General features: G+C 70.9%; 16 protein-coding genes. 6 read left to right on the top strand and 10 right to left on the bottom strand.

The genetic code is table 11. From position 1 onward, the window contains the following. Positions 1-52: 52 nt before the first annotated feature. Entirely contained in the window at positions 53-1,108 is a 1,056-nt protein-coding gene (locus HNR57_RS08495) for a LacI family DNA-binding transcriptional regulator (RefSeq protein WP_184558455.1), read from the bottom strand. 410 nt (positions 1,109-1,518) lie between these two features. Here HNR57_RS08495 and HNR57_RS08500 point away from each other — a divergent pair, with 410 nt between their 5' ends. From HNR57_RS08500 to HNR57_RS08515, 4 genes are all read left to right on the top strand, one after another. Then, complete coding sequence (locus HNR57_RS08500) at positions 1,519-2,844, top strand: ABC transporter substrate-binding protein (protein WP_184558458.1); 1,326 nt, start codon at positions 1,519-1,521, stop codon at positions 2,842-2,844. A 5-nt stretch (positions 2,845-2,849) separates the two neighbouring features. After that, on the top strand, positions 2,850-3,860 hold the full coding sequence (locus HNR57_RS08505; protein ID WP_184558895.1) for a carbohydrate ABC transporter permease: 1,011 nt from the start codon (positions 2,850-2,852) through the stop codon (positions 3,858-3,860). A gap of 12 nt (positions 3,861-3,872) precedes the next feature. Beyond that, entirely contained in the window at positions 3,873-4,778 is a 906-nt protein-coding gene (locus HNR57_RS08510; RefSeq protein ID WP_184558460.1) for a carbohydrate ABC transporter permease, read from the top strand. Positions 4,779-4,874: 96 nt separating this feature from the next. Continuing rightward, complete coding sequence (locus tag HNR57_RS08515) at positions 4,875-6,311, top strand: GH1 family beta-glucosidase (protein WP_184558461.1); 1,437 nt, start codon at positions 4,875-4,877, stop codon at positions 6,309-6,311. Between the two features lie 55 nt (positions 6,312-6,366). Here the strand turns inward: HNR57_RS08515 and HNR57_RS08520 are convergent, their stop codons facing one another. The 6 genes from HNR57_RS08520 to HNR57_RS08545 all read right to left on the bottom strand — a co-directional run bounded on the left by HNR57_RS08520 (position 6,367) and on the right by HNR57_RS08545 (position 13,204). Next, positions 6,367-7,683: a glycoside hydrolase family 36 protein gene (locus HNR57_RS08520; protein ID WP_184558463.1), complete on the bottom strand. Its 1,317-nt coding sequence runs from the start codon at positions 7,681-7,683 to the stop codon at positions 6,367-6,369. A gap of 25 nt (positions 7,684-7,708) precedes the next feature. Beyond that, positions 7,709-8,596 (bottom strand): carbohydrate ABC transporter permease, encoded by an 888-nt coding sequence (locus HNR57_RS08525; RefSeq protein WP_184558465.1) that lies wholly within the window; start codon positions 8,594-8,596, stop codon positions 7,709-7,711. Further along, a complete protein-coding gene (locus HNR57_RS08530) occupies positions 8,593-9,576 on the bottom strand; it encodes a carbohydrate ABC transporter permease (RefSeq protein WP_184558467.1) in 984 nt (327 codons plus the stop codon). The genes HNR57_RS08525 and HNR57_RS08530 overlap by 4 nt, the downstream gene beginning before the upstream one ends. Positions 9,577-9,607: 31 nt before the next feature. Next, entirely contained in the window at positions 9,608-10,921 is a 1,314-nt protein-coding gene (locus tag HNR57_RS08535; RefSeq protein WP_184558468.1) for an ABC transporter substrate-binding protein, read from the bottom strand. A gap of 184 nt (positions 10,922-11,105) precedes the next feature. Beyond that, a complete protein-coding gene (locus HNR57_RS08540; protein WP_184558470.1) occupies positions 11,106-12,503 on the bottom strand; it encodes a sensor histidine kinase in 1,398 nt (465 codons plus the stop codon). Continuing rightward, a complete protein-coding gene (locus tag HNR57_RS08545) occupies positions 12,500-13,204 on the bottom strand; it encodes a response regulator transcription factor (RefSeq protein ID WP_184558472.1) in 705 nt (234 codons plus the stop codon). Before HNR57_RS08545 ends, HNR57_RS08540 begins: the two co-directional genes overlap by 4 nt. 131 nt (positions 13,205-13,335) lie before the next feature. On the opposite strand from HNR57_RS08545, the gene HNR57_RS08550 reads away from it, so the two are divergent. Beyond that, complete coding sequence (locus HNR57_RS08550) at positions 13,336-13,848, top strand: hypothetical protein (protein WP_184558474.1); 513 nt, start codon at positions 13,336-13,338, stop codon at positions 13,846-13,848. A 43-nt stretch (positions 13,849-13,891) separates the two neighbouring features. On the opposite strand, the gene HNR57_RS08555 is transcribed toward HNR57_RS08550, so the two are convergent. Together HNR57_RS08555 and HNR57_RS08560 are read right to left on the bottom strand one after the other, a co-directional pair. Then, positions 13,892-14,761 (bottom strand): spermidine synthase, encoded by an 870-nt coding sequence (locus HNR57_RS08555; protein WP_184558476.1) that lies wholly within the window; start codon positions 14,759-14,761, stop codon positions 13,892-13,894. 67 nt (positions 14,762-14,828) lie between these two features. Continuing rightward, the gene (locus tag HNR57_RS08560; protein WP_184558477.1) at positions 14,829-15,224 is read right to left on the bottom strand and encodes a hypothetical protein; all 396 of its coding nucleotides are present in this window, start codon (positions 15,222-15,224) and stop codon (positions 14,829-14,831) included. 298 nt (positions 15,225-15,522) lie between these two features. On the opposite strand from HNR57_RS08560, the gene HNR57_RS08565 reads away from it, so the two are divergent. Beyond that, positions 15,523-16,974 (top strand): NsdA family TPR-like regulatory protein, encoded by a 1,452-nt coding sequence (locus HNR57_RS08565; protein WP_184558478.1) that lies wholly within the window; start codon positions 15,523-15,525, stop codon positions 16,972-16,974. Between the two features lie 16 nt (positions 16,975-16,990). On the opposite strand, the gene HNR57_RS08570 is transcribed toward HNR57_RS08565, so the two are convergent. Next, positions 16,991-17,608, bottom strand: a complete 618-nt coding sequence (locus tag HNR57_RS08570) for a histidine phosphatase family protein (RefSeq protein WP_184558479.1) — start codon at positions 17,606-17,608, stop codon at positions 16,991-16,993. Positions 17,609-17,658 lie beyond the last annotated feature (50 nt).

Consider the following 17,658-nt stretch of genomic DNA (forward strand, 5'->3'; position numbering starts at 1 on the left):
GGCCCGGTCCACCCCGGCCAGTTGCTCCACCGGTCCAGCAGCGGGTGTCACGTCACGACGACGACCGGGACACCAGCTCCGTGGCCAGGACCATCTGCCGGCGCTCCAGGCCGCGGGACGCGAGCGGGCGGCGGTCGGCGACCTCGGTGAGGAGGAGGTCTATCATCCGGCGGCCCATCTCCTCGATCGGCTGGCGGACGCTGGTCAGCGGCGGTTCCATGTGGCGGGCGATGGCGGAGTCGTCGTAGCCGACGAGCGCCACGTCCTCCGGGATGCGGCGGCCCGCGTCGCGCAGCGCCCGGCGGGCGCCGGATGCGGTGACGTCGGAGGCGGCGAAGACCGCGTCGATGTCGGGGTGGCGCTCCAGCAGGGCCACCATGGCCCGGTGCCCGCCCTCCTCGGTGAAGTCCCCCGCCTCGATCATCCCCTCGTCCACCCGGTGGCCGGCGTCGCTCATGGCCTCGCGGTAGCCGTCGACACGGCGCTGGGCGCCGTAGACGTCGAGGCGGCCGGTGATGTGGGCGACCCGGGTCCGGCCCCGGGACAGCAGGTGCTCGACGGCCTGGCGGGCGCCGCCGTAGTTGTCCGAGTCGACCGACGGCAGGGTCTCCGCCGACGAGCGCGGGCCGCTGATCACCGCCGGGATCTCCAGCTGGGCCAGCAGGTCGGGCAGCGGGTCGTCCGCGTGCACCGACACCAGCAGGACACCGTCGACCCGGTGCGCCGCCAGGTACTGCGCGAGGCGGCGGCGTTCGCGGTCGCTGCCCGCGAAGATCAGCAGCAGCTGCATCTCCGTGTCGGACAGCGCCGCCCCGACGCCCTTCAGCATGTCCGAGAAGTACGGCTCCGCGAAGAACCGGGTCTCCGGCTCGGGCACGACCAGCGCGATCGCGTCCGTACGGTTGGCGGCCAGCGCGCGGGCCGCGGTGTTGGGGACGTAGCCGAGCTCCGCGACCGCCGCCTCGACGGCCGCGCGGGTCGCGTCGCTGACCCGGGGCGAGCCGTTGATCACCCGCGAGACGGTGCCGCGGCCGACACCGGCGCGCGCCGCCACCTCTTCGAGGGTGGGCCGGCCACCACTTCGGCCCCGCGCTCCGTGGGTTGCCATGGGCTCCGCCTTCCCGTCCACGCCCGCACTCTGCGACTGGCCTGGAATTTAACAGGCTCGTCAGCCCTGTGATTGCCGCCGAGGGCTTACTGCCCCCGGTCTTCCGCTTCGGCCGGGAAAGCCGGTACGACCGGCGCCCGGATCGGCTTGATATCACTTGCCCGGGCCTCAACCGAGCCCGTTCCGGGTCCAGTTAACAGCCCGATAACTGAACGCATCTCTCCCTGTCCGGTCCCTTGACACCCCCGCCGCGACCGGGGACTCTTCAACACATCACTGGTGGGAGCGCTCCCACACTACCTGACACATACACAACCCGCACGTTCCCCGCCCGAGCCTTAAGCGCGTGAAAACGGTCCGACGATGCAGTTGGCCGGGGGGTCGGCACGTCAGGGCAACAGGAGGACGACATGCGAGCACGCATCCGAACCGCCCGCAAGGCGATGGTCGTCGCGGCCGTCGCGTCGCTGGGCGCCGGGCTGCTGGCCGGCTGTGCCGACGACGGCGGAAACGGCGGCTCCGACTCGTCGGACGGCGACAGCGGCGGCAAGACCACGATCTCGGTGGGCCTCTTCGGCACCATGGGCTTCAAGGAAGCCGGTCTCTACGCCGAGTACGAGAAGCTCAACCCGAAGATCAAGATCGAGCAGAACGTCGTCGAGCGCAACGAGAACTACTACCCGGCGCTGCTGAACCACCTGACCACCAACAGCGGTCTGCTGGACGTCCAGGCCGTCGAAGTCGCCAACATCGCCGAGGTGACGGCCACCCAGGCCGACAAGCTCGAGGACATGTCGAAGGCTCCGGGCGTGGACAAGAGCAAGTGGCTGCCCTGGAAGTGGCAGCAGGCCACCACCAAGGACGGCAAGACGATCGGCCTCGGCACCGACGTCGGCCCGATGGCGATCTGCTACCGCACGGACCTCTTCAAGCAGGCCGGTCTGCCCACCGATCCGGCCGAGGTCGGCCAGCTGTGGGCCGGTGACTGGGCCAAGCTCGTCGACGTCGGCGAGCGGTACAAGGAGAAGGCTCCCAAGGGCACCTTCTTCATGGACTCCCCCGGCGGTCTGATCAACGCGATCCTCGGCAGCGAGAAGGAGAAGTTCTACGACTCCTCCGGCGAGGTCATCTACAAGACGAACCCGGCCGTCAAGGCCGCCTTCGACCTAACCGCGGAGGCCGCCGAGAAGGGCCTCGTCCAGTCGCAGACCCAGTTCCAGCCGTCCTGGAACTCCACGATCGCCAACAACAAGTTCGCCGCGATCGCCTGCCCGCCGTGGATGCTGGGCACGATCAAGGGCAACGCGAAGCCCGACGCCGCCGGCAAGTGGGCCGTGGCCGTCGCGCCCAAGGGCGGCAACTGGGGCGGCACCTTCCTCACCGTGCCGAAGAGCGGCAAGAACGTGAAGGAAGCCCAGAAGTTCGTGACCTGGCTGACCGCGCCGGAGCAGCAGGCGAAGCTGTTCAAGGTGCAGGCCAGCTTCCCGAGCGCCCCGTCCGCCTACACCATGCCCGAAGTGACGGGCGCGACGAACGAGATGACCGGTGACCAGAAGATCGGTCCGATCTTCGCCGAGGCCGCCAAGGCCGCCCCGGTCCAGGTGATCGGCCCGAAGGACCAGATCATCATGCAGGGCCTGTCGGACAACGGCGTGATCCTGGTGACGAAGGGCAAGTCGGCCAAGGACGCCTGGGAGTCCGCGATCAAGACCATCGACAACAAGCTGGACCAGTGACCCGTATGGCCACCCGCAACGACACCGCCGCGCCCCCCGTGAAGGGGGGCGCGGCCCCGGGCCGCCCGCCCGAGGACGCCGCCGCGGAGAAGGAGCGGCGCCGCCGGGACCGGCTGTCCCGGCGCTGGCAGCGGGACATCCGCTGGAGCCCGTACGCGTTCGTGTCCCCGTTCTTCCTGCTGTTCATCGCGTTCGGCCTGTTCCCGCTGATCTACACGGGCTGGGCCTCGCTGCACCAGGTGGAGCTGACCGCGCCGACCGACATGAACTGGGTCGGGCTGCGCAACTACACCCGGATCTTCGACGACGACTTCTTCTGGAACGCGGCGAAGAACACCCTGACCATCGGCATCATCTCCACCGTTCCGCAGCTGCTGATGGCGATGGGCATCGCCCACATCCTCAACTACAAGCTGCGGGCCTCGACGTTCTTCCGGGTCGCGATGCTCGCGCCGTACGCGACCTCGATCGCCGCCGCCTCGCTGGTGTTCGTGCTGCTCTTCGGCCGTGACTACGGCATGATCAACTGGGCGCTGGACACGGTCGGCATCAACCCGGTCGACTGGCAGAACGACAAGTGGCCCTCGCAGATCGCCGTCTCGTCGATCATCATCTGGCGCTGGACCGGCTACAACGCGCTGATCTACCTCGCCGCGATGCAGGCGATCCCGCACGACCTCTACGAGTCGGCCGCCCTGGACGGGGCCAACCGCTGGCAGCAGTTCATCCATGTGACGCTGCCGGCGCTGCGTCCGACGATCCTGTTCACCTGTGTCGTCTCGACGATCGGGGCGAGCCAGGTGTTCGGCGAGCCGCTGCTGTTCGACGCCAACAAGGGCACCTCCGGCGGCGCGGAGCACCAGTTCCAGACGCTGGGCCTGTATCTGTACGAGCAGGGCTGGGTCGCCCAGCACCTGGGCCGTGCCTCGGCGATCGCCTGGACGATGTTCCTGATCCTGATCGTCATCGGCATCGTCAACTACGTCATCTCGCGCCGGCTGCGCGCCAGTAGCTAAGGAGTTGTGGCCGTGACGACGACTGTGACGCCCCCGGAGACCAAGCCCGTCGAGAAGACCAAACGCCCCCGGCTGCCGAAGTCCGCGCGGGCCGGCGGGCAGCTGCACGGTGGCCCGATCGCGTACGCGATCCTCATCGTGTTCACGCTCGTGTCGCTGTTCCCGCTGGTGTGGACGGCGATCGCCGCCTCGCGTGACAACCAGCGGCTCGCGCAGACGCCGCCGCCGTTCTGGTTCGGTTCGGGTCTGTTCGACAAGCTGGAGATCGCCTGGAAGGACGCCAACCTGGGTGAGGCGTTCCTCAACACCACGATCGTGGCGGGCACTTCGGCACTGACCATCGTCTTCATGTCGACGATCGCCGGTTTCGCCTTCGCCAAGCTGCGGTTCAGGGGCCGCGGCGCGCTGATGCTGATCGTGATCGGCACCATGATGGTGCCGCCGCAGCTGAGTGTGATCCCGCTGTACATGATGGTCGCCAAGCTCGACTGGACCGACCAGTTGCAGGCGGTGATCCTTCCGTCGCTGGTGAGCGCGTTCGGCGTGTTCTTCATGCGGCAGTACCTGATCCAGGCGCTGCCGGACGAGATCATCGAGGCGGCTCGTGTGGACGGCGCGAGCAGCTGGCGCGTGGTGTGGCACGTGGTGTTCCCGGCGGCCCGGCCCGCGATGGCCGTGCTCGGGATGCTGACGTTCGTGCAGACCTGGAACGACTTCATGTGGCCGTTCCTCGTGCTGACCCAGATGGGCAACCCGACCGTGCAGGTGGCGGTCGCGGGCCTGGGTCGCGGTTACACCCCCGACCAGTCCCTGATCATGGCCGGCGCGCTGCTGGGCACGCTGCCGCTGCTGCTGGTCTTCGCGATCTTCGGCAAGCAGATCGTGGGCGGCATCATGCAGGGCGCCGTCAAGGGCTGATCTTTCCCGGGGGCCGGGTCAGCGCCGCTCCGGCCCCTTCTCTCCTCCCCTCCCCCTCCGACATCGGTCTCCTCGACCCCCTTTGGGAGCGCTTCCATGCCTGACTCCGAGAACCCGGCCACTGCGGTGACCTTCCCGCCCGCCTTCCTGTGGGGCGCGGCGACGTCCGCGTACCAGATCGAGGGCGCGGTGCGGGAGGACGGCCGTACGCCGTCGATCTGGGACACCTTCAGCCATACGCCGGGCAAGACGGCCGGTGGTGAGACCGGTGACATCGCTGTCGACCACTACCACCGCTACCGCGACGACGTGGCGCTGATGGCGGAGCTGGGCCTGGGCGCCTACCGCTTCTCCATCTCGTGGTCGCGGGTGCAGCCGACCGGCCGGGGCCCGGCGGTGCAGAAGGGCCTGGACTTCTACCGGCGGCTGGTGGACGAGCTGCTGGCCAGGGACATCAAGCCGGCGGTCACGCTCTACCACTGGGACCTGCCGCAGGAGCTGGAGGACGCGGGCGGCTGGCCTGAGCGTGACACGGCGTACCGGTTCGCGGAGTACGCGCAGATCGTCGGCGAGGCGCTGGGCGACCGGGTGGAGCAGTGGATCACGCTCAACGAGCCGTGGTGCAGCGCGTTCCTGGGCTATGCCTCCGGGGTGCACGCCCCGGGCCGTACGGACCCGGCGGCCTCGCTGCGCGCCGCGCACCACCTGAACCTGGCGCACGGGCTGGGCGCGTCCGCGCTGCGGTCGGTGATGCCGGCCCGCAACACGGTCGCGGTCAGCCTCAACTCCTCGGTGGTGCGGCCGCTTTCGCAGGACCCGGCGGATCTGGCGGCGGCCGCGAGGATCGACGACCTGGCCAACGGTGTGTTCCACGGGCCGATGCTGCACGGCGCCTACCCGGAGTCGCTGTACGTGGCGACGGCGGGTCTCACGGACTGGGACTACGTCCTCGACGGCGATCTGGAGCTGATCAACCAGCCGCTGGACGCGCTGGGTCTCAACTACTACACGCCCGCGCTGGTGTCGGCGGCGGACGCGTCGGCGGAGGTGCCGCGCGCCGACGGGCACGGGGCGAGCGACCACTCGCCGTGGCCGGGCGCGGACGACGTCGCCTTCCACCAAACGCCCGGCGACCGCACGGAGATGGGCTGGACGATCGACCCGACCGGCCTGCACGAGCTGATCATGCGCTATACCCGGGAGGCACCGGGTCTGCCGCTGTACATCACGGAGAACGGCGCGGCCTACGACGACAAGATCGACTCCGACGGCCGGGTGCACGACCCGGAGCGGGTGGCCTACCTGCACGGCCACCTGTCGGCGGTCCGCCGGGCGATCGCCGACGGCGCGGACGTCCGCGGCTACTACCTGTGGTCCCTGATGGACAACTTCGAGTGGTCCTACGGCTACGGCAAGCGCTTCGGCGCGGTGTACGTGGACTACGCGACGCTGGAGCGCACGCCGAAGACGAGTGCCCGGTGGTACGGCCGGGCGGCGCGGACCGGGGCGCTGCCCGAGGTCGAGGCGGTCTGACCGACGGGGGAACGGGGCGCGGCACGATTAGGGGAGTGCCGCGCCCCACTCCGTGTCAGTGGCGGGTGCCCGACAGGAGCCGGCGGGTCGTCTCCACGCCCCACTGGTCGAGGGAGAGCAGGCGGTCGCTGGAGGCCATCAGGCCTCCGGTGGACTCCACGTGGGCGGCCCAGCGCTCGCGGGTCTCGACCGCCGGGCGGGCCATCAGGCAGTCCGGGTCGTTGGTCCAGAGGCGGTTGTGCTGCCACTGGCGGGCCGCTCCGGTGAACTCGGCCGGGTCCTGGCCGGGTTGGCTGTGGTCATCGGCCTCGGGGCGGCGGTGGGGGGCCGTGTCCGGGCTGACGCGCATGGCGTCGAACAGGCCGATGGAGGGGAGCATCGGGGCGCCGCAGCCCAGGAGGTAGGCGTCCTCGCCGATCGCCTCGCGGATCAGGGCGATGCCGGCCCGGTAGGCCGTGAGGGCGTCGGTGTCGGCGTGGCGTACGCCGTCCAGGGCGCCCGCGTAGAGGAAGTCGGTCTTGAAGTAGTCGTAGCCCTCGGCGCGCAGGGTCGTGAAGACCTCGGTCAGGTACGCGGCGGCGTCCGGGTGGGTGGTGTCCAGGACGCGCAGGTCGTGGCCCCAGTTGCGGCCGGCGTGCGCGAAGCCGCCGGTGGTGTCGCGGACCAGCCAGCCGGGGTGGGCGGCGGCCAGTTCGCTCGCCGGGTCGACGAGGAACGGGGCCGTCCAGATGCCTGCGCGGCGGCCGCGGGAGCGGATCTTCTCGGCGATACCGGCGCGGGAGCGGAAGCGGCCGGAGAGGGTGAGCCAGTCGCCGAGGGCCCGCTGGTAGCCGTCGTCGATCTGGACGACGTCGACGGGCAGGTCGAGGGTGTCCATCGCGCGGAGGTTCTCGTGGATGTCGTCCTCGGTGACGGCGGTGAAGTACTCGTACCAGGAGCACCAGACGGTCGGTGCCGGGCGGGGGGCGTCGAGGCCGAGGCCGGTGGCCCAGTCGCCCAGGACGGTCTGGACGTCCGGGCCGGTCCACTCCTTCACCGGGCCGTCGGCGCTGATCTCGGCGATCTGCCCGTCCCCGGGGGTCAGCCGGATCGACGGCACGTCGTGCGTCGGCTCGGCCGCGGCCCAGAGGCGGACCGGTGAGCCGTCGCCGGGGTCGAGCGCGAGCAGGCCCTCGCCCTGGAAGGTGCCGGCCGGGACGGTGACGCCGGGGCGGTAGCAGACCGTGGCCCAGTTGGCGTTGGCCGGGCGGTGCGGCGTCGCGTCCAGGGCGTAGGTGCCGCTGGGGCTCCAGGACTGCCAGCCCTCCTCGTGGACGCGGGCCCTGCGCGGGTTTACCGGCACGGAGGCGACCGGGGTGAAGGGGTGGTGCACGGAGGCTCTCTTTCGGGGGTGGGCGTCAGCCCTTGTTGGCGCCGAGGGTGAGGCCGCTGACGAACTGGCGCTGGAGCGCGAAGTACACGATCAGGGTCGGGATCGCGGTGAGCAGGGCGCCGGCGGCGACCAGGTTGGGGTCGGTGAAGTACTGGCCGGAGAGGTTGTTCAGTGCCGAGGTGATCGGCATGTTCTCGCCGGTGGAGATCAGGACGATGGCCCAGAAGAAGTCGTTGTAGATCCAGATGGACAGCAGGGTGGCGAGGGCGGCCATGGCGGGCTTGCACAGCGGCAGGACGATCTGCCAGTACAGCCGCCAGACGGAGGCGCCGTCGACGAGGGCGGCCTCGGTCAGTTCGTGCGGCAGGGAGCGCATGTAGTTGCTGAGCACGAAGGCGCAGAAGCCGGACTGGAACGCCACGTGGATCAGTACCAGGCCGAGGGCTGAGTCGTAGAGCTTGCCGCTCATGGTGATGCCGGGCAGGTCGATCAGCAGGTACAGGCGGTACAGCGGGGTGATGATGACCTGCTGGGGCAGCAGGTTGCCGGCGGTGAACACCAGCAGCAGGAACAGGTTGAGCCGGAAGTCGAAGCGGCTGACGTAGAAGGCGACCATCGACGACAGCAGCAGCGTCAGCAGCACGGCCGGGACAGCGATCAGCAGCGTGTTGCCGAAGTAGTGCAGCATGTCCGACTGCTGGAAGGCGTTGGTGAAGTTGTCGAGGGTGAGTTTGTCGGGCCAGGAGACGTAGCCCTTGGCGCTGGTCTCCGCGTAGGGCCGCATGGCCGCGAGCAGGGCCCACAGCAGGGGCGCGAGCCAGGCCAGTGCCGTGACGACGAGGAAGGTGTGCAGCAGGACCCGGGCCGGGCGGATCGGGGTGCGCTGCCCCCGCGGGCCGCTCAGGGTGCTCATGCGCGCCGCTCCTTCCGGAAGGTGGCGATCAGGTAGGGGATGATCACCGCGAGGGAGATGACCAGCAGGACGACGGCGATCGCGGAGCCGTATCCGATGCGGCTGGACTCGCCGATGATGTTGTTGGTCACCAGGATCGACAGCAGTTCGGTGCCCTGGGCGCCCTTGTTGAAGACGAAGACCAGGTCGAAGGCGCGCAGCGCCTCGATGATCGTGACGACCAGGACGACGGTGTTGGTGGGCCGCAGGGTCGGGAAGACGACGTTCTTGAACGTCTGCCACTCGTTCGCGCCGTCCAGGGCGGAGGCCTCGCGCAGGGCGGGATCGACGCTCTTCAGGCCGGCCAGGTAGAGGATCATCATGTAGCCGGCGTGCCGCCAGGACGCGGCGATGAGGATCGCCCACAGGTTGAGGTCCGGGTCGCCGATCCAGTCGATGTAGTGGCCGGGCTTGTTGGCGCCGATGATGCTGTTGATCAGGCCCGTGTCGGGGTTGTAGATCAGCTGCCAGACGAACCCGATGACCGCCAGCGACATCACGACCGGCAGGAAGAACGCGGTCTGGTAGACGCGGCTGAAGCGGATCTTCTTGTCCAGCTGCACGGCGAGGAACAGGCCGAAGGGCGTGGGCAGCAGGATGAGCACCACGAACCAGATCACGTTGTGCTCGACGGCGGGCCAGAACTGCGGGTTGCTGGTGAACAGTTCCCGGAAGTTCTGCAGGCCGACCCACGTGATGGAGTCGAAGCCGATGCCGTCCCAGGTGGTGAAGGCCAGCGCGATCGAGGCGAGGGCCGTCAGCCACACCAGGGCGACGTGCAGGATCGTGGGCAGGCCCGCCATCAGGCCGAGCGTGAGGCGGTCGCGGCGGGTGAGCAGCCGCCGGTGGCCGTGGGGCGCCTTGGCGGGCGTGGGGGTGGGGGCGGGCCCCGGAGCCGGCTGGGTGGCCGGCTCCGGAGCCTTCGCGGGGGTGGCGGTCATGTCGGATCCGAGTCGTCGAGTCTCCGTTCGGTCAGGAGGAGGCGAAGATCGTCTTCTTCTGGCGTTCGATCGACGAGAGGATGCTGTCGACGTTCTTCGGGTTGCGGATGAAGTTCTGCAGCGCGGGCTGCATCACCGTGGACGTGAAGTCCGGGCGGGAGTCGCGGTCCATGAACTGGGTGAGGCTCTTCCCGCCGGAGATCATCTCGTAGGACTTCTTCTGCAGCGCGGTGTACGAGGAGGTGTCGGCCTTGGTGGAGGCGGCCACCACGCTGGAGTCGGCCTTGAGGTAGATCTGCTCGGCCTCGGGGGTGCCCAGGTACTCCAGGAGCTTGACGGCGCCGTCGCGGTTCTTAGGGGCCTTGGAGAGCATGAAGCCGTCGGTCGGCGCCTCGACGGTGTCCTGCCCGAACTGCGGGTCGATCTCAGGGAAGGCGAAGAAGTCGAGGTCGTCCAGGTCGGCCTTGTCGGTGAACTGCTGGCCGACGAAGGTGCCCAGGAGGTACATGCCGGCCTTCTTGGCCACCAGCGTCTGCGCCGCGTCCTGCCAGGTGCGGCCCACCGCGCCCTCCTGGTGGTAGGGCAGGATCTCCGTCCAGTGGTCGAAGACCTTGCGCACCTTGGGGTCGGTCCAGGAGGCCTTGCCGGCCATCAGCTCGACGTGGAAGTCGTAGCCGTTGGTGCGGAAGTTGATCTGGTCGAAGGTGCCCATCGCGGGCCAGGCGTCCTTGTCGCCGAAGGCGATCGGGACCAGCCCGTCCTTCTGCATCCGCTTGCACAGGGCGACGAAGTCGTCCCAGTTGGCCGGGACCTCGTAGCCGTGCTGCGCGAAGACGCTCTTGCGGTAGAACACCGCCCACGGGTACGTGTACAGCGGCACGAAGTAGTACTTGCCGTCCTCGCCCTTGCTGAGCTTGTGCATCGCCTCGGGGAAGTTGCCGCCGATCTTCTGCCACACGTCGTCGATCGGCGTGGCCAGCTTCTTCGAGGCGAAGAACTGCATGCGGTAGCCGGCGAACCAGGTGAACACGTCGTCGGGCGTGCCCTGCAGGTAGGAGTTGATCTGCTCCTGGAACGTGTTGTGGTCCTTGGTGTTCACGTCGACCTTGATGCCGGACTTCTTGGTGAAGGCGGCGTAGATCTCCGCGAAGGCCTTCTTCGGCACGGCGTCGGACGAGTTGGAGCCGAGACTGACCGTCTTCGGGTCGGCGGACGAGCCGCTGCCGCCGCAGGCGCTCAGCAGGGGTATGCCGGCGCCGAGCAGGGCCGCGCCGCCCATGCCGCGCAGCAGGGTGCGGCGGCTGGGAGCGGGGAGGGAGAAACCGGAGGGCGAGAGGTCGTGCATGAACGGCTCCTGAGGGCAGGGTTCGGCCACAGGGTGTGGCGTGAAATCCAGTCTTAATCGACCAGAAATCAACTTGACCGAACACGGTGGCGCAATGACAGCCGCATGTCCGGTCATGCGTCAAGAGTCGTTTCCTTCATTTGTCGAAACGTGACCGTCCCGTGAAGGCGGCTCGCGGGAGCGCTCAGCGGGACCGGGAGCGGTGCTGGAGGGCCGCGAGCCTGCCGGGGCGGCGGCGCCGCATCTGCCGGTGGCCTCCGCTCGCCGGTGCGCGGCCGTCGAGCTGGATCCAGATACGCACCTCGGTGCCGCCGAGCACCGAGGAGCCGATCCGTACGTCCCCGCCGGTGGACTCCGCCAGCCGGCGCACGATGTCCAGGCCGAGCCCGGTCGAGCCGTCGCTCCCGGAGCCGCGGCCCCGCGCCATCGCGGCCTCGGGGTCGGGTATGCCGGGGCCGGCGTCGGAGACGAGGACGATCACCGCGTCCTCGCCGTTGTGCACGTCGACCGCGAAGGCGGTGCCCTCCGCGGTGTGCCGGAAGACGTTTCCGAGCAGCGCGTCGAGCGCGGCGGCCAGGTCGGCGCGGGCCACGGGTATGCGCACCGGCCGGTCGGCCCCGGCCACCCGCCACTTGCGGCCCTCGTCCTCGGCGAGCGCCGACCAGAACGCCATCCGTTCCCGGACCACCTCGGCCGCGTCGCAACCGGCGCCCGGACCGGCCGCGGCCGTCTGCGGCTTGGCCTCCCGGGCCGTACGGATGATGGTGTCGACCTCGCGCTCCAACTGCTCCACCGCCGTGCGGGTCTGGTCGGCGGCCGGTCCCTCGCCGAGGGAGGCGGTGTTGAGCCGCAGCACCGTCAGGGGCGTCCGCAGCCGGTGGGACAGATCCGCCGCCAGCTCCCGCTCGTTCGCCAGGAGCTGGACGACCTGGTCGGCCATGGAGTTGAACGCGACCGCCGCGAGCCGCAGTTCGGTCGGGCCCTCCTCGGGGACGCGGGCCCCCAGCCGGCCCTCCCCCAGGTCGTGCGCTCCCTCGACCAGGCGCTGCGCGGGCCGGACCATGCGCACGCCCAGCCGGTCGGCGACCGCGACCGAGCCGAGGATCAGCGCCACCCCGACCGCGGCGAGCACCGCCCAGGCCGTGCCCACGCCGTTGGTGACGTCGGACTCCGGCACGTACACCTCGACGACCGCGATCTTGCCGGTGCTGAGGGCGACCGGCTGGAGCAGCGTCGAGCCGCCGGGGACGCCGGTGGTGGAGGCGCGGCCCAGTTTCCGCACGGCCGCGATGTCGGCTTCGGCGGCGCGCCGGCGACCGAGTTCGAGGGCCTCCTGCCCGTCGCCAGCCGGGAGGTGCACGGCCATCCCGGCGTCGGAACCGGCCGAGGCGACGACCCGCTCCAGCTGGTCGCGGTCGGTGGTGATGGACAGGGCGGGGGCGACCGCCGCGGCCTCCCGCTCGGCGCTGGAGAAGGCGCGGTCGCGGGCCATCTCGCGGATGACGAGCCCGAGCGGCACCGCGAAGGCGACCACGACCATGGTGGTCACGGCCAGCGACACCTTGACCAGGGCCCACCTCATCGGGGAGCACCCGCTCCCGGCGGTTCGAGCTTCACTCCGACGCCCCGGAGGGTGTGCAGATAGCGCGGGTTGGCCGCCGTCTCGCCCAGTTTCCTGCGCAGCCAGGACAGATGGACGTCGATGGTCTGGTCGTCGCCGTAGGACTGCTGCCACACCTCGGCGAGCAGTTCCTTGCGGGGGACGACGACGCCGGGCCGGCGGGCCAGGAAGGCGAGCAGGTCGAACTCGCGGCGGGTGAGGTCGAGTCGGGCGCCGTCCAGCTCGGCCTGGCGGCGCAGCGGGTCGACGGTCAGGCCGCCGACCCGGATCACGGGGGACGGCTCCCCTTCCGCGGCGCCGGAGCGGGCGCGGCGCAGCACGGCCGCCATGCGGGCCGAGAGGTGCTCGACCGAGAAGGGCTTGGTCAGGTAGTCGTCCGCTCCGGCGTTCAGCAGCCGGACGACCTCCGTCTCGTCGTCCCGCGCTGTGGCGACGATCACCGGCACGTCGGTGATCCCGCGCAGCATCTTCAGGGCCTCGGACCCGTCGAGATCGGGCAGTCCGAGATCCAGGATCACCACGTCGAAGCGGAGATGGGCGACCTCGCGCAGCGCCTCCAGTGCCGTCCCGACGCTGCGCACGGTGTGCGAGGCGTCGGTCAGGTGCCGGATCAGCGCCGAGCGTACGAACTGGTCGTCCTCGACCACGAGCACACTTGCCATGCGCCGCACCGTACGCCATCTCGAACAGCCGGGTACGGGCCTGTGGACAACTCCCCGGCTGGGGACAACGGACCACCGCACGAGCCGGTTTGCGGACAACGCGTGGGGCGCGTGAGGCAGTATGGCCCGCGATGCGCAGAGGACTCGTACACGTACTGGCTTGGCTGCTCGCCACGGGCGCGGCGGTCACGCTGTCGTGGTGGGGCGTCCACACGGTGATGGCGGGGACGGCCTACGATCCGCCGCGCGCTCTGCCCATCAAGGCCGCAGACGCGGCCACGCGGGAGCCGAAGGCGCCGGCCACACCGCCGGAGCGGACGCCTCCGCCGAAGCGGCGGGCGCCGAGCACGCCCCCGGCGTCCGCGTCCGGGAAACCGAGCCCCGCCCCCACGCCCTCGCCCCGCACCGCCCCCGCCGCCTCGGGCCGGGTGAAGAGCTACGACACCGACGGCGGCCGGGCGGTCTTCGATCTCGGGAAGACGTCCGCGTCGCTCGTTTCGGCGACGCCCGGGGCGGGTTGGTCGATGCAGGTGTGGAAGACGGAGTCGTGGATCCGCGTGGAGTTCTCCTCGGGTGCGGACCGGGTGTCGGTGTTCTGCACGTGGCACGACGGGCCGCCGCGGGTGGAGATCGGCACCTACTGAGTGCCGCGGGCGGCCATCGGCGCCTTGCGGGCGCCGTGGCCGGTCACCTGAACACCGAGGCCGGGGGCGCCGGCGACGCCACCGCCGCGATGTCCGTGACGGGCGCGGCCCCTCCGGTGAAGTCCGTGAGCGTCCTGCCGTGCTCGACCCGGGCGGGATGCGGGTCGGAGGCGGCGAGGCGGGTCAGCTCGGCGGTCGGCAGCGGGTGGTCGGAGGCGACCAGGACGGCGTTTCCGAAGCGCTTGCCGCGCAGCACCGCCGGATCCGCGACCAGCGCGAGCTGCCCGAAGCGGGCGGCGGCGGTGGCGATCTGGCCGCGCAGGTGGGTGAGCGGCGGCCCGTCGGCGAGGTTGGCGGCGTAGACACCGCCGGGCTTGAGGGCCCTGCGCACGTCGTCGAGGAATTCGGTCGAGGTCAGGTGCGCCGGTGTCCGGGCCCCGCTGAACACGTCGGTGATGACGAGGTCGGCCCAGCCGTCCGGCACTTTGGCGAGGCCCTCGCGGGCGTCGGTGGAGCGCACCCTGATGCGCGCGTTCGGATCCAGCGGCAGCTCTCGGCGGACCAGTTGGACGAGGGTGCCGTCCCGTTCGACGACCTGCTGGGTGGAGCGGGGCCGGGTGGCGGCGACGTAGCGGGCGAGGGTGAGGGCGCCGCCGCCGAGGTGCACAGCGTCCAGGGGCCGGCCGGGCGGGGCGACGAGGTCGATCACGTGCCCGAGGCGGCGCTGGTACTCGAAGGACAGGTATGCGGGGTCGTCCAGGTCGACGTGCGACTGCGGGGCTCCGTCGATCACCAGGGTCCAGGCCCGGGCCCGATCGCGGTCGGGTATCAGCTCGGCGAGCCCGCCGTCGACGCTCTCGACGACGGTCTCCGCACCGGCCTGTCTGCGCCGGCCGCCCCTGGACTTTCCCATGGGGTCATTATCGGGGTGGCCTGTTAAGCGGGGCGTACGCTCCCACGACCCGGCGCCCGGGGGCGCTTCAGCGGCAGCTGTCCGCCGCCTTGATCATCCGGGCGGCCTCCCCCAGGGCCTCGCGCAGCACCGCGGGGTCCGTCGCGAGGTCGGCCTCGCCCGGCGGCAGCAGCCAGTCCGGTCCCGCGCCGGGAGGTTCGGGCGCCAGGGGCAGTCCGCGTCCGTCGGTCTCCGTGCAGGTGCTCCCGGGCACGTCCCACGCGGCGGCCGTCCCCGGCGGCACCAGGAAGCCGAGGGTGTCGCCGCCGTCGTCGTGCAGCACGGGGCCCACCGCGTCCCCTGGCCCGCGCCGCAGGATGTCGACCGCCTCCAGCCCTTGCCGTGCCGGCACCGTCACCACATCGCAGCCGGCCGTCGGTGTGCCCGGCGGCGTACGAGGATCGTTGATCCGGCTGGTTCTCATCCCGGCCTCCACCACGAAAACCCCTGCTTGGACGAGCGGTCGGGAGTCGGGGGCCTCCCGGTCCGCACAGTTCAACGCGGAAGTCCGTCAAGGGCTACGCCGGAAGTCAGCCGCAAAGGATGGCACTTCATGGCAGATCACGGATGAGATATCCGGTTTGTAGCCAAACCCAGCGTGGCGACTCCATCACAGCAGGTACGTTCTTGCTCGCCGGACACGGGGTAGACGATACGGATACATCGCATCAAGTCGCCCCATGTTCGGCATGGTTCGACGGTTCGCACGGGAGGACCCGGCCATGGCGTCGTCATCGGTGACCTCGTCCCAACCCCACCGGCCGCCACGGCCGAACCTCGTCTTCCGGCGACTGCGCGGACAGCGCTCACCGGCCGAGTTCGCCGCGGCGATCCGCCGGGCCGGGCTCGAGATCGGCGAGCGGGTCAGCTGTGACGCGCGATACATCGGCCGGGTCGAGGCGGGCGAGATCCGCTGCCCCAACTACGCGTACGAACGGGTGTTCCTGCACATGTTCCCAGGCCGCACGCTCACAGACCTGGGGTTCGCGCCCCGCTCGTCGGTACGCGGACGCCGGGCGCGCGAAACCGAGGGCGCGCCCCTGACGCGCACCGCGAACCCGGCGAACGTCACGAGTGAGACCAGCGGGGCGGGCGAGCCGTATGAAACGCAGAACCCGTACGACCCGCACCACCCGCACGACACCTACGAGGAGAGCGACGTGCTACGTCGCGCGTTCATGACCGGCGGAGGCGCCACGGTGGCCGCCGCCTCACTGGGGCCTGTCGGCCTCGCCCTCGACGCCGCCGCGGCGCAGCGTCCGGTGCACCGCGCCGGGGCGAGCGACGCGGGCGCCCTGGAAGAAGCCGTCCGCCGGATCCGGCTGCTGGACGACCGGCACGGGGCCGACGGCCTCTACCGTCGAGCGGCCGCCCCGCTGCGCGCCGCCTACGCCCTGCTGGACGCCGGCGCGACCCGGCAGACGACGGCGGACCGGCTCTACTCGGGCGCCGGTGAACTGGCCATCTCCGTGGGCTGGCTGGCCCACGACTCCGGGCGCTTCGACGACGCCCGTTCGCACTACGCGGAGGCCCTCGCGACCGCCCGGATGACCGGTGACCCGGGCCTGGAGGCGCACGCCTTCTGCAACACGGCGTTCCTCGCGCGCGATGCGGGCCGGCCGCGCGAGGCGGTCCGGGCGGCCCAGGCCGCGCAGCGCGTCGCCCGGCCGCTGGGCTCGGCCCGGCTGATGTCGCTGCTCGCGCTGCGTGAGGCGGGCGGCTGGGCGGGGCTCGCCGACCGCGTCGGCTGCGAACAGGCACTGGCCCGGGCGCAGGCCTTCTTCGAGCGGGGCCCTTCGGACGCCGACCCCGAGTGGATGAGCTTCTACGGGGAGGCCGAACTCGAAGGCCTGGAGGCGCAGTGCTGGTCCACGCTCGGCGACTGGCCCCGGGCGGCGCGGCACGCGCGCCGGGCCGCCGCTCTGCAGGATCCGCACTTCACGCGGAACATCGCCCTCTACACCGCGGAGCTGGCGGACGACCTCGCGCGCGGGGGGCGGCCGGACGAGGCGGCGGTGGCGGGGATGCGGGTGCTGGATCTGCTGGAGGAGGTCCAGTCGTCCCGCGTGCAGACGATGCTGGCGGCGACGGCCCGGGTGCTGCTGCCGCACCGCAGGGCCTCCGGGGTGTCGGCGTTCCTGGAGAGGCACGCCTCGGCCCCGCGCATGACCTGAGGGGCTGTGGCGAACGTCACGCCTGCCGCGCGACTCCCGGCACGCCCAGGTGCCCCAGGTCGTTCCAGCTCTCGATCGCCGGCTCCCCGTAGGCCCATCCCAGCACCGACAGCGATGTGGGGTTCAGCCGTATCCGGGCCGCGAAGTCGATCGGGAGGCCCAGCCACCGCGCCCCGATGGAGCGCAGGATGTGCCCGTGGGCGAAGACCAGGACGTCGCGGTCCTCGGAGCGGGCCCAGGAGACCACTTCGTCGGCCCGGGCGGTGACCTCGGCGAGCGACTCCCCGCCCGGGACGCCGTCGCGCCATATCAGCCAGCCGGGCCGGATGGCCTGGATGTCCGCGGGGGTCATGCCCTCGTACGTGCCGTAGTCCCACTCCAGCAACGCGTCCCAGGAGCGGGCGCGGTCGCCGAAGCCGGCCAGTTCGCAGGTCTCACGCGCGCGTGCCAGCGGGCTGGTGCGGACCTCGACGCCGGCCAGACCGTCGTACGGCGCCCGGTGCAGGCGTTCGCCGAGCCGCTCGGCGCCGCGCCGGCCTTCCTCCAGGAGCGGCACGTCCGTCCTGCCCGTGTGCTTGCCGGACAGGGACCACTCGGTCTGTCCGTGGCGGGCCAGCAGGATGCGCGCGGCCATGGGGCTCCTTTCCGGAAGAACAACGCGAGAAGTACGACGTAAGGGGAACT

The sequence above is a fragment of the Streptomyces paradoxus genome, from assembly GCF_014202475.1.
GTDB lineage: Bacteria > Actinomycetota > Actinomycetes > Streptomycetales > Streptomycetaceae > Streptomyces > Streptomyces paradoxus.

Bases quoted from the DNA above. Each gene is read 5' to 3' on its own strand.
- HNR57_RS08495 (WP_184558455.1), bottom strand. From the start codon at position 1,108: ATGGCAACCCACGGAGCGCGGGGCCGAAGTGGTGGCCGGCCCACCCTC.
- HNR57_RS08545 (WP_184558472.1), bottom strand. From the start codon at position 13,204: ATGGCAAGTGTGCTCGTGGTCGAGGACGACCAGTTCGTACGCTCGGCG.
- HNR57_RS08540 (WP_184558470.1), bottom strand. From the start codon at position 12,503: ATGAGGTGGGCCCTGGTCAAGGTGTCGCTGGCCGTGACCACCATGGTC.
- HNR57_RS08565 (WP_184558478.1), top strand. From the start codon at position 15,523: ATGGCGTCGTCATCGGTGACCTCGTCCCAACCCCACCGGCCGCCACGG.
- HNR57_RS08525 (WP_184558465.1), bottom strand. From the start codon at position 8,596: ATGAGCACCCTGAGCGGCCCGCGGGGGCAGCGCACCCCGATCCGCCCG.
- HNR57_RS08515 (WP_184558461.1), top strand. From the start codon at position 4,875: ATGCCTGACTCCGAGAACCCGGCCACTGCGGTGACCTTCCCGCCCGCC.
- HNR57_RS08535 (WP_184558468.1), bottom strand. From the start codon at position 10,921: ATGCACGACCTCTCGCCCTCCGGTTTCTCCCTCCCCGCTCCCAGCCGC.
- HNR57_RS08555 (WP_184558476.1), bottom strand. From the start codon at position 14,761: ATGGGAAAGTCCAGGGGCGGCCGGCGCAGACAGGCCGGTGCGGAGACC.
- HNR57_RS08560 (WP_184558477.1), bottom strand. From the start codon at position 15,224: ATGAGAACCAGCCGGATCAACGATCCTCGTACGCCGCCGGGCACACCG.
- HNR57_RS08550 (WP_184558474.1), top strand. From the start codon at position 13,336: ATGCGCAGAGGACTCGTACACGTACTGGCTTGGCTGCTCGCCACGGGC.
- HNR57_RS08570 (WP_184558479.1), bottom strand. From the start codon at position 17,608: ATGGCCGCGCGCATCCTGCTGGCCCGCCACGGACAGACCGAGTGGTCC.
- HNR57_RS08505 (WP_184558895.1), top strand. From the start codon at position 2,850: ATGGCCACCCGCAACGACACCGCCGCGCCCCCCGTGAAGGGGGGCGCG.
- HNR57_RS08500 (WP_184558458.1), top strand. From the start codon at position 1,519: ATGCGAGCACGCATCCGAACCGCCCGCAAGGCGATGGTCGTCGCGGCC.
- HNR57_RS08530 (WP_184558467.1), bottom strand. From the start codon at position 9,576: ATGACCGCCACCCCCGCGAAGGCTCCGGAGCCGGCCACCCAGCCGGCT.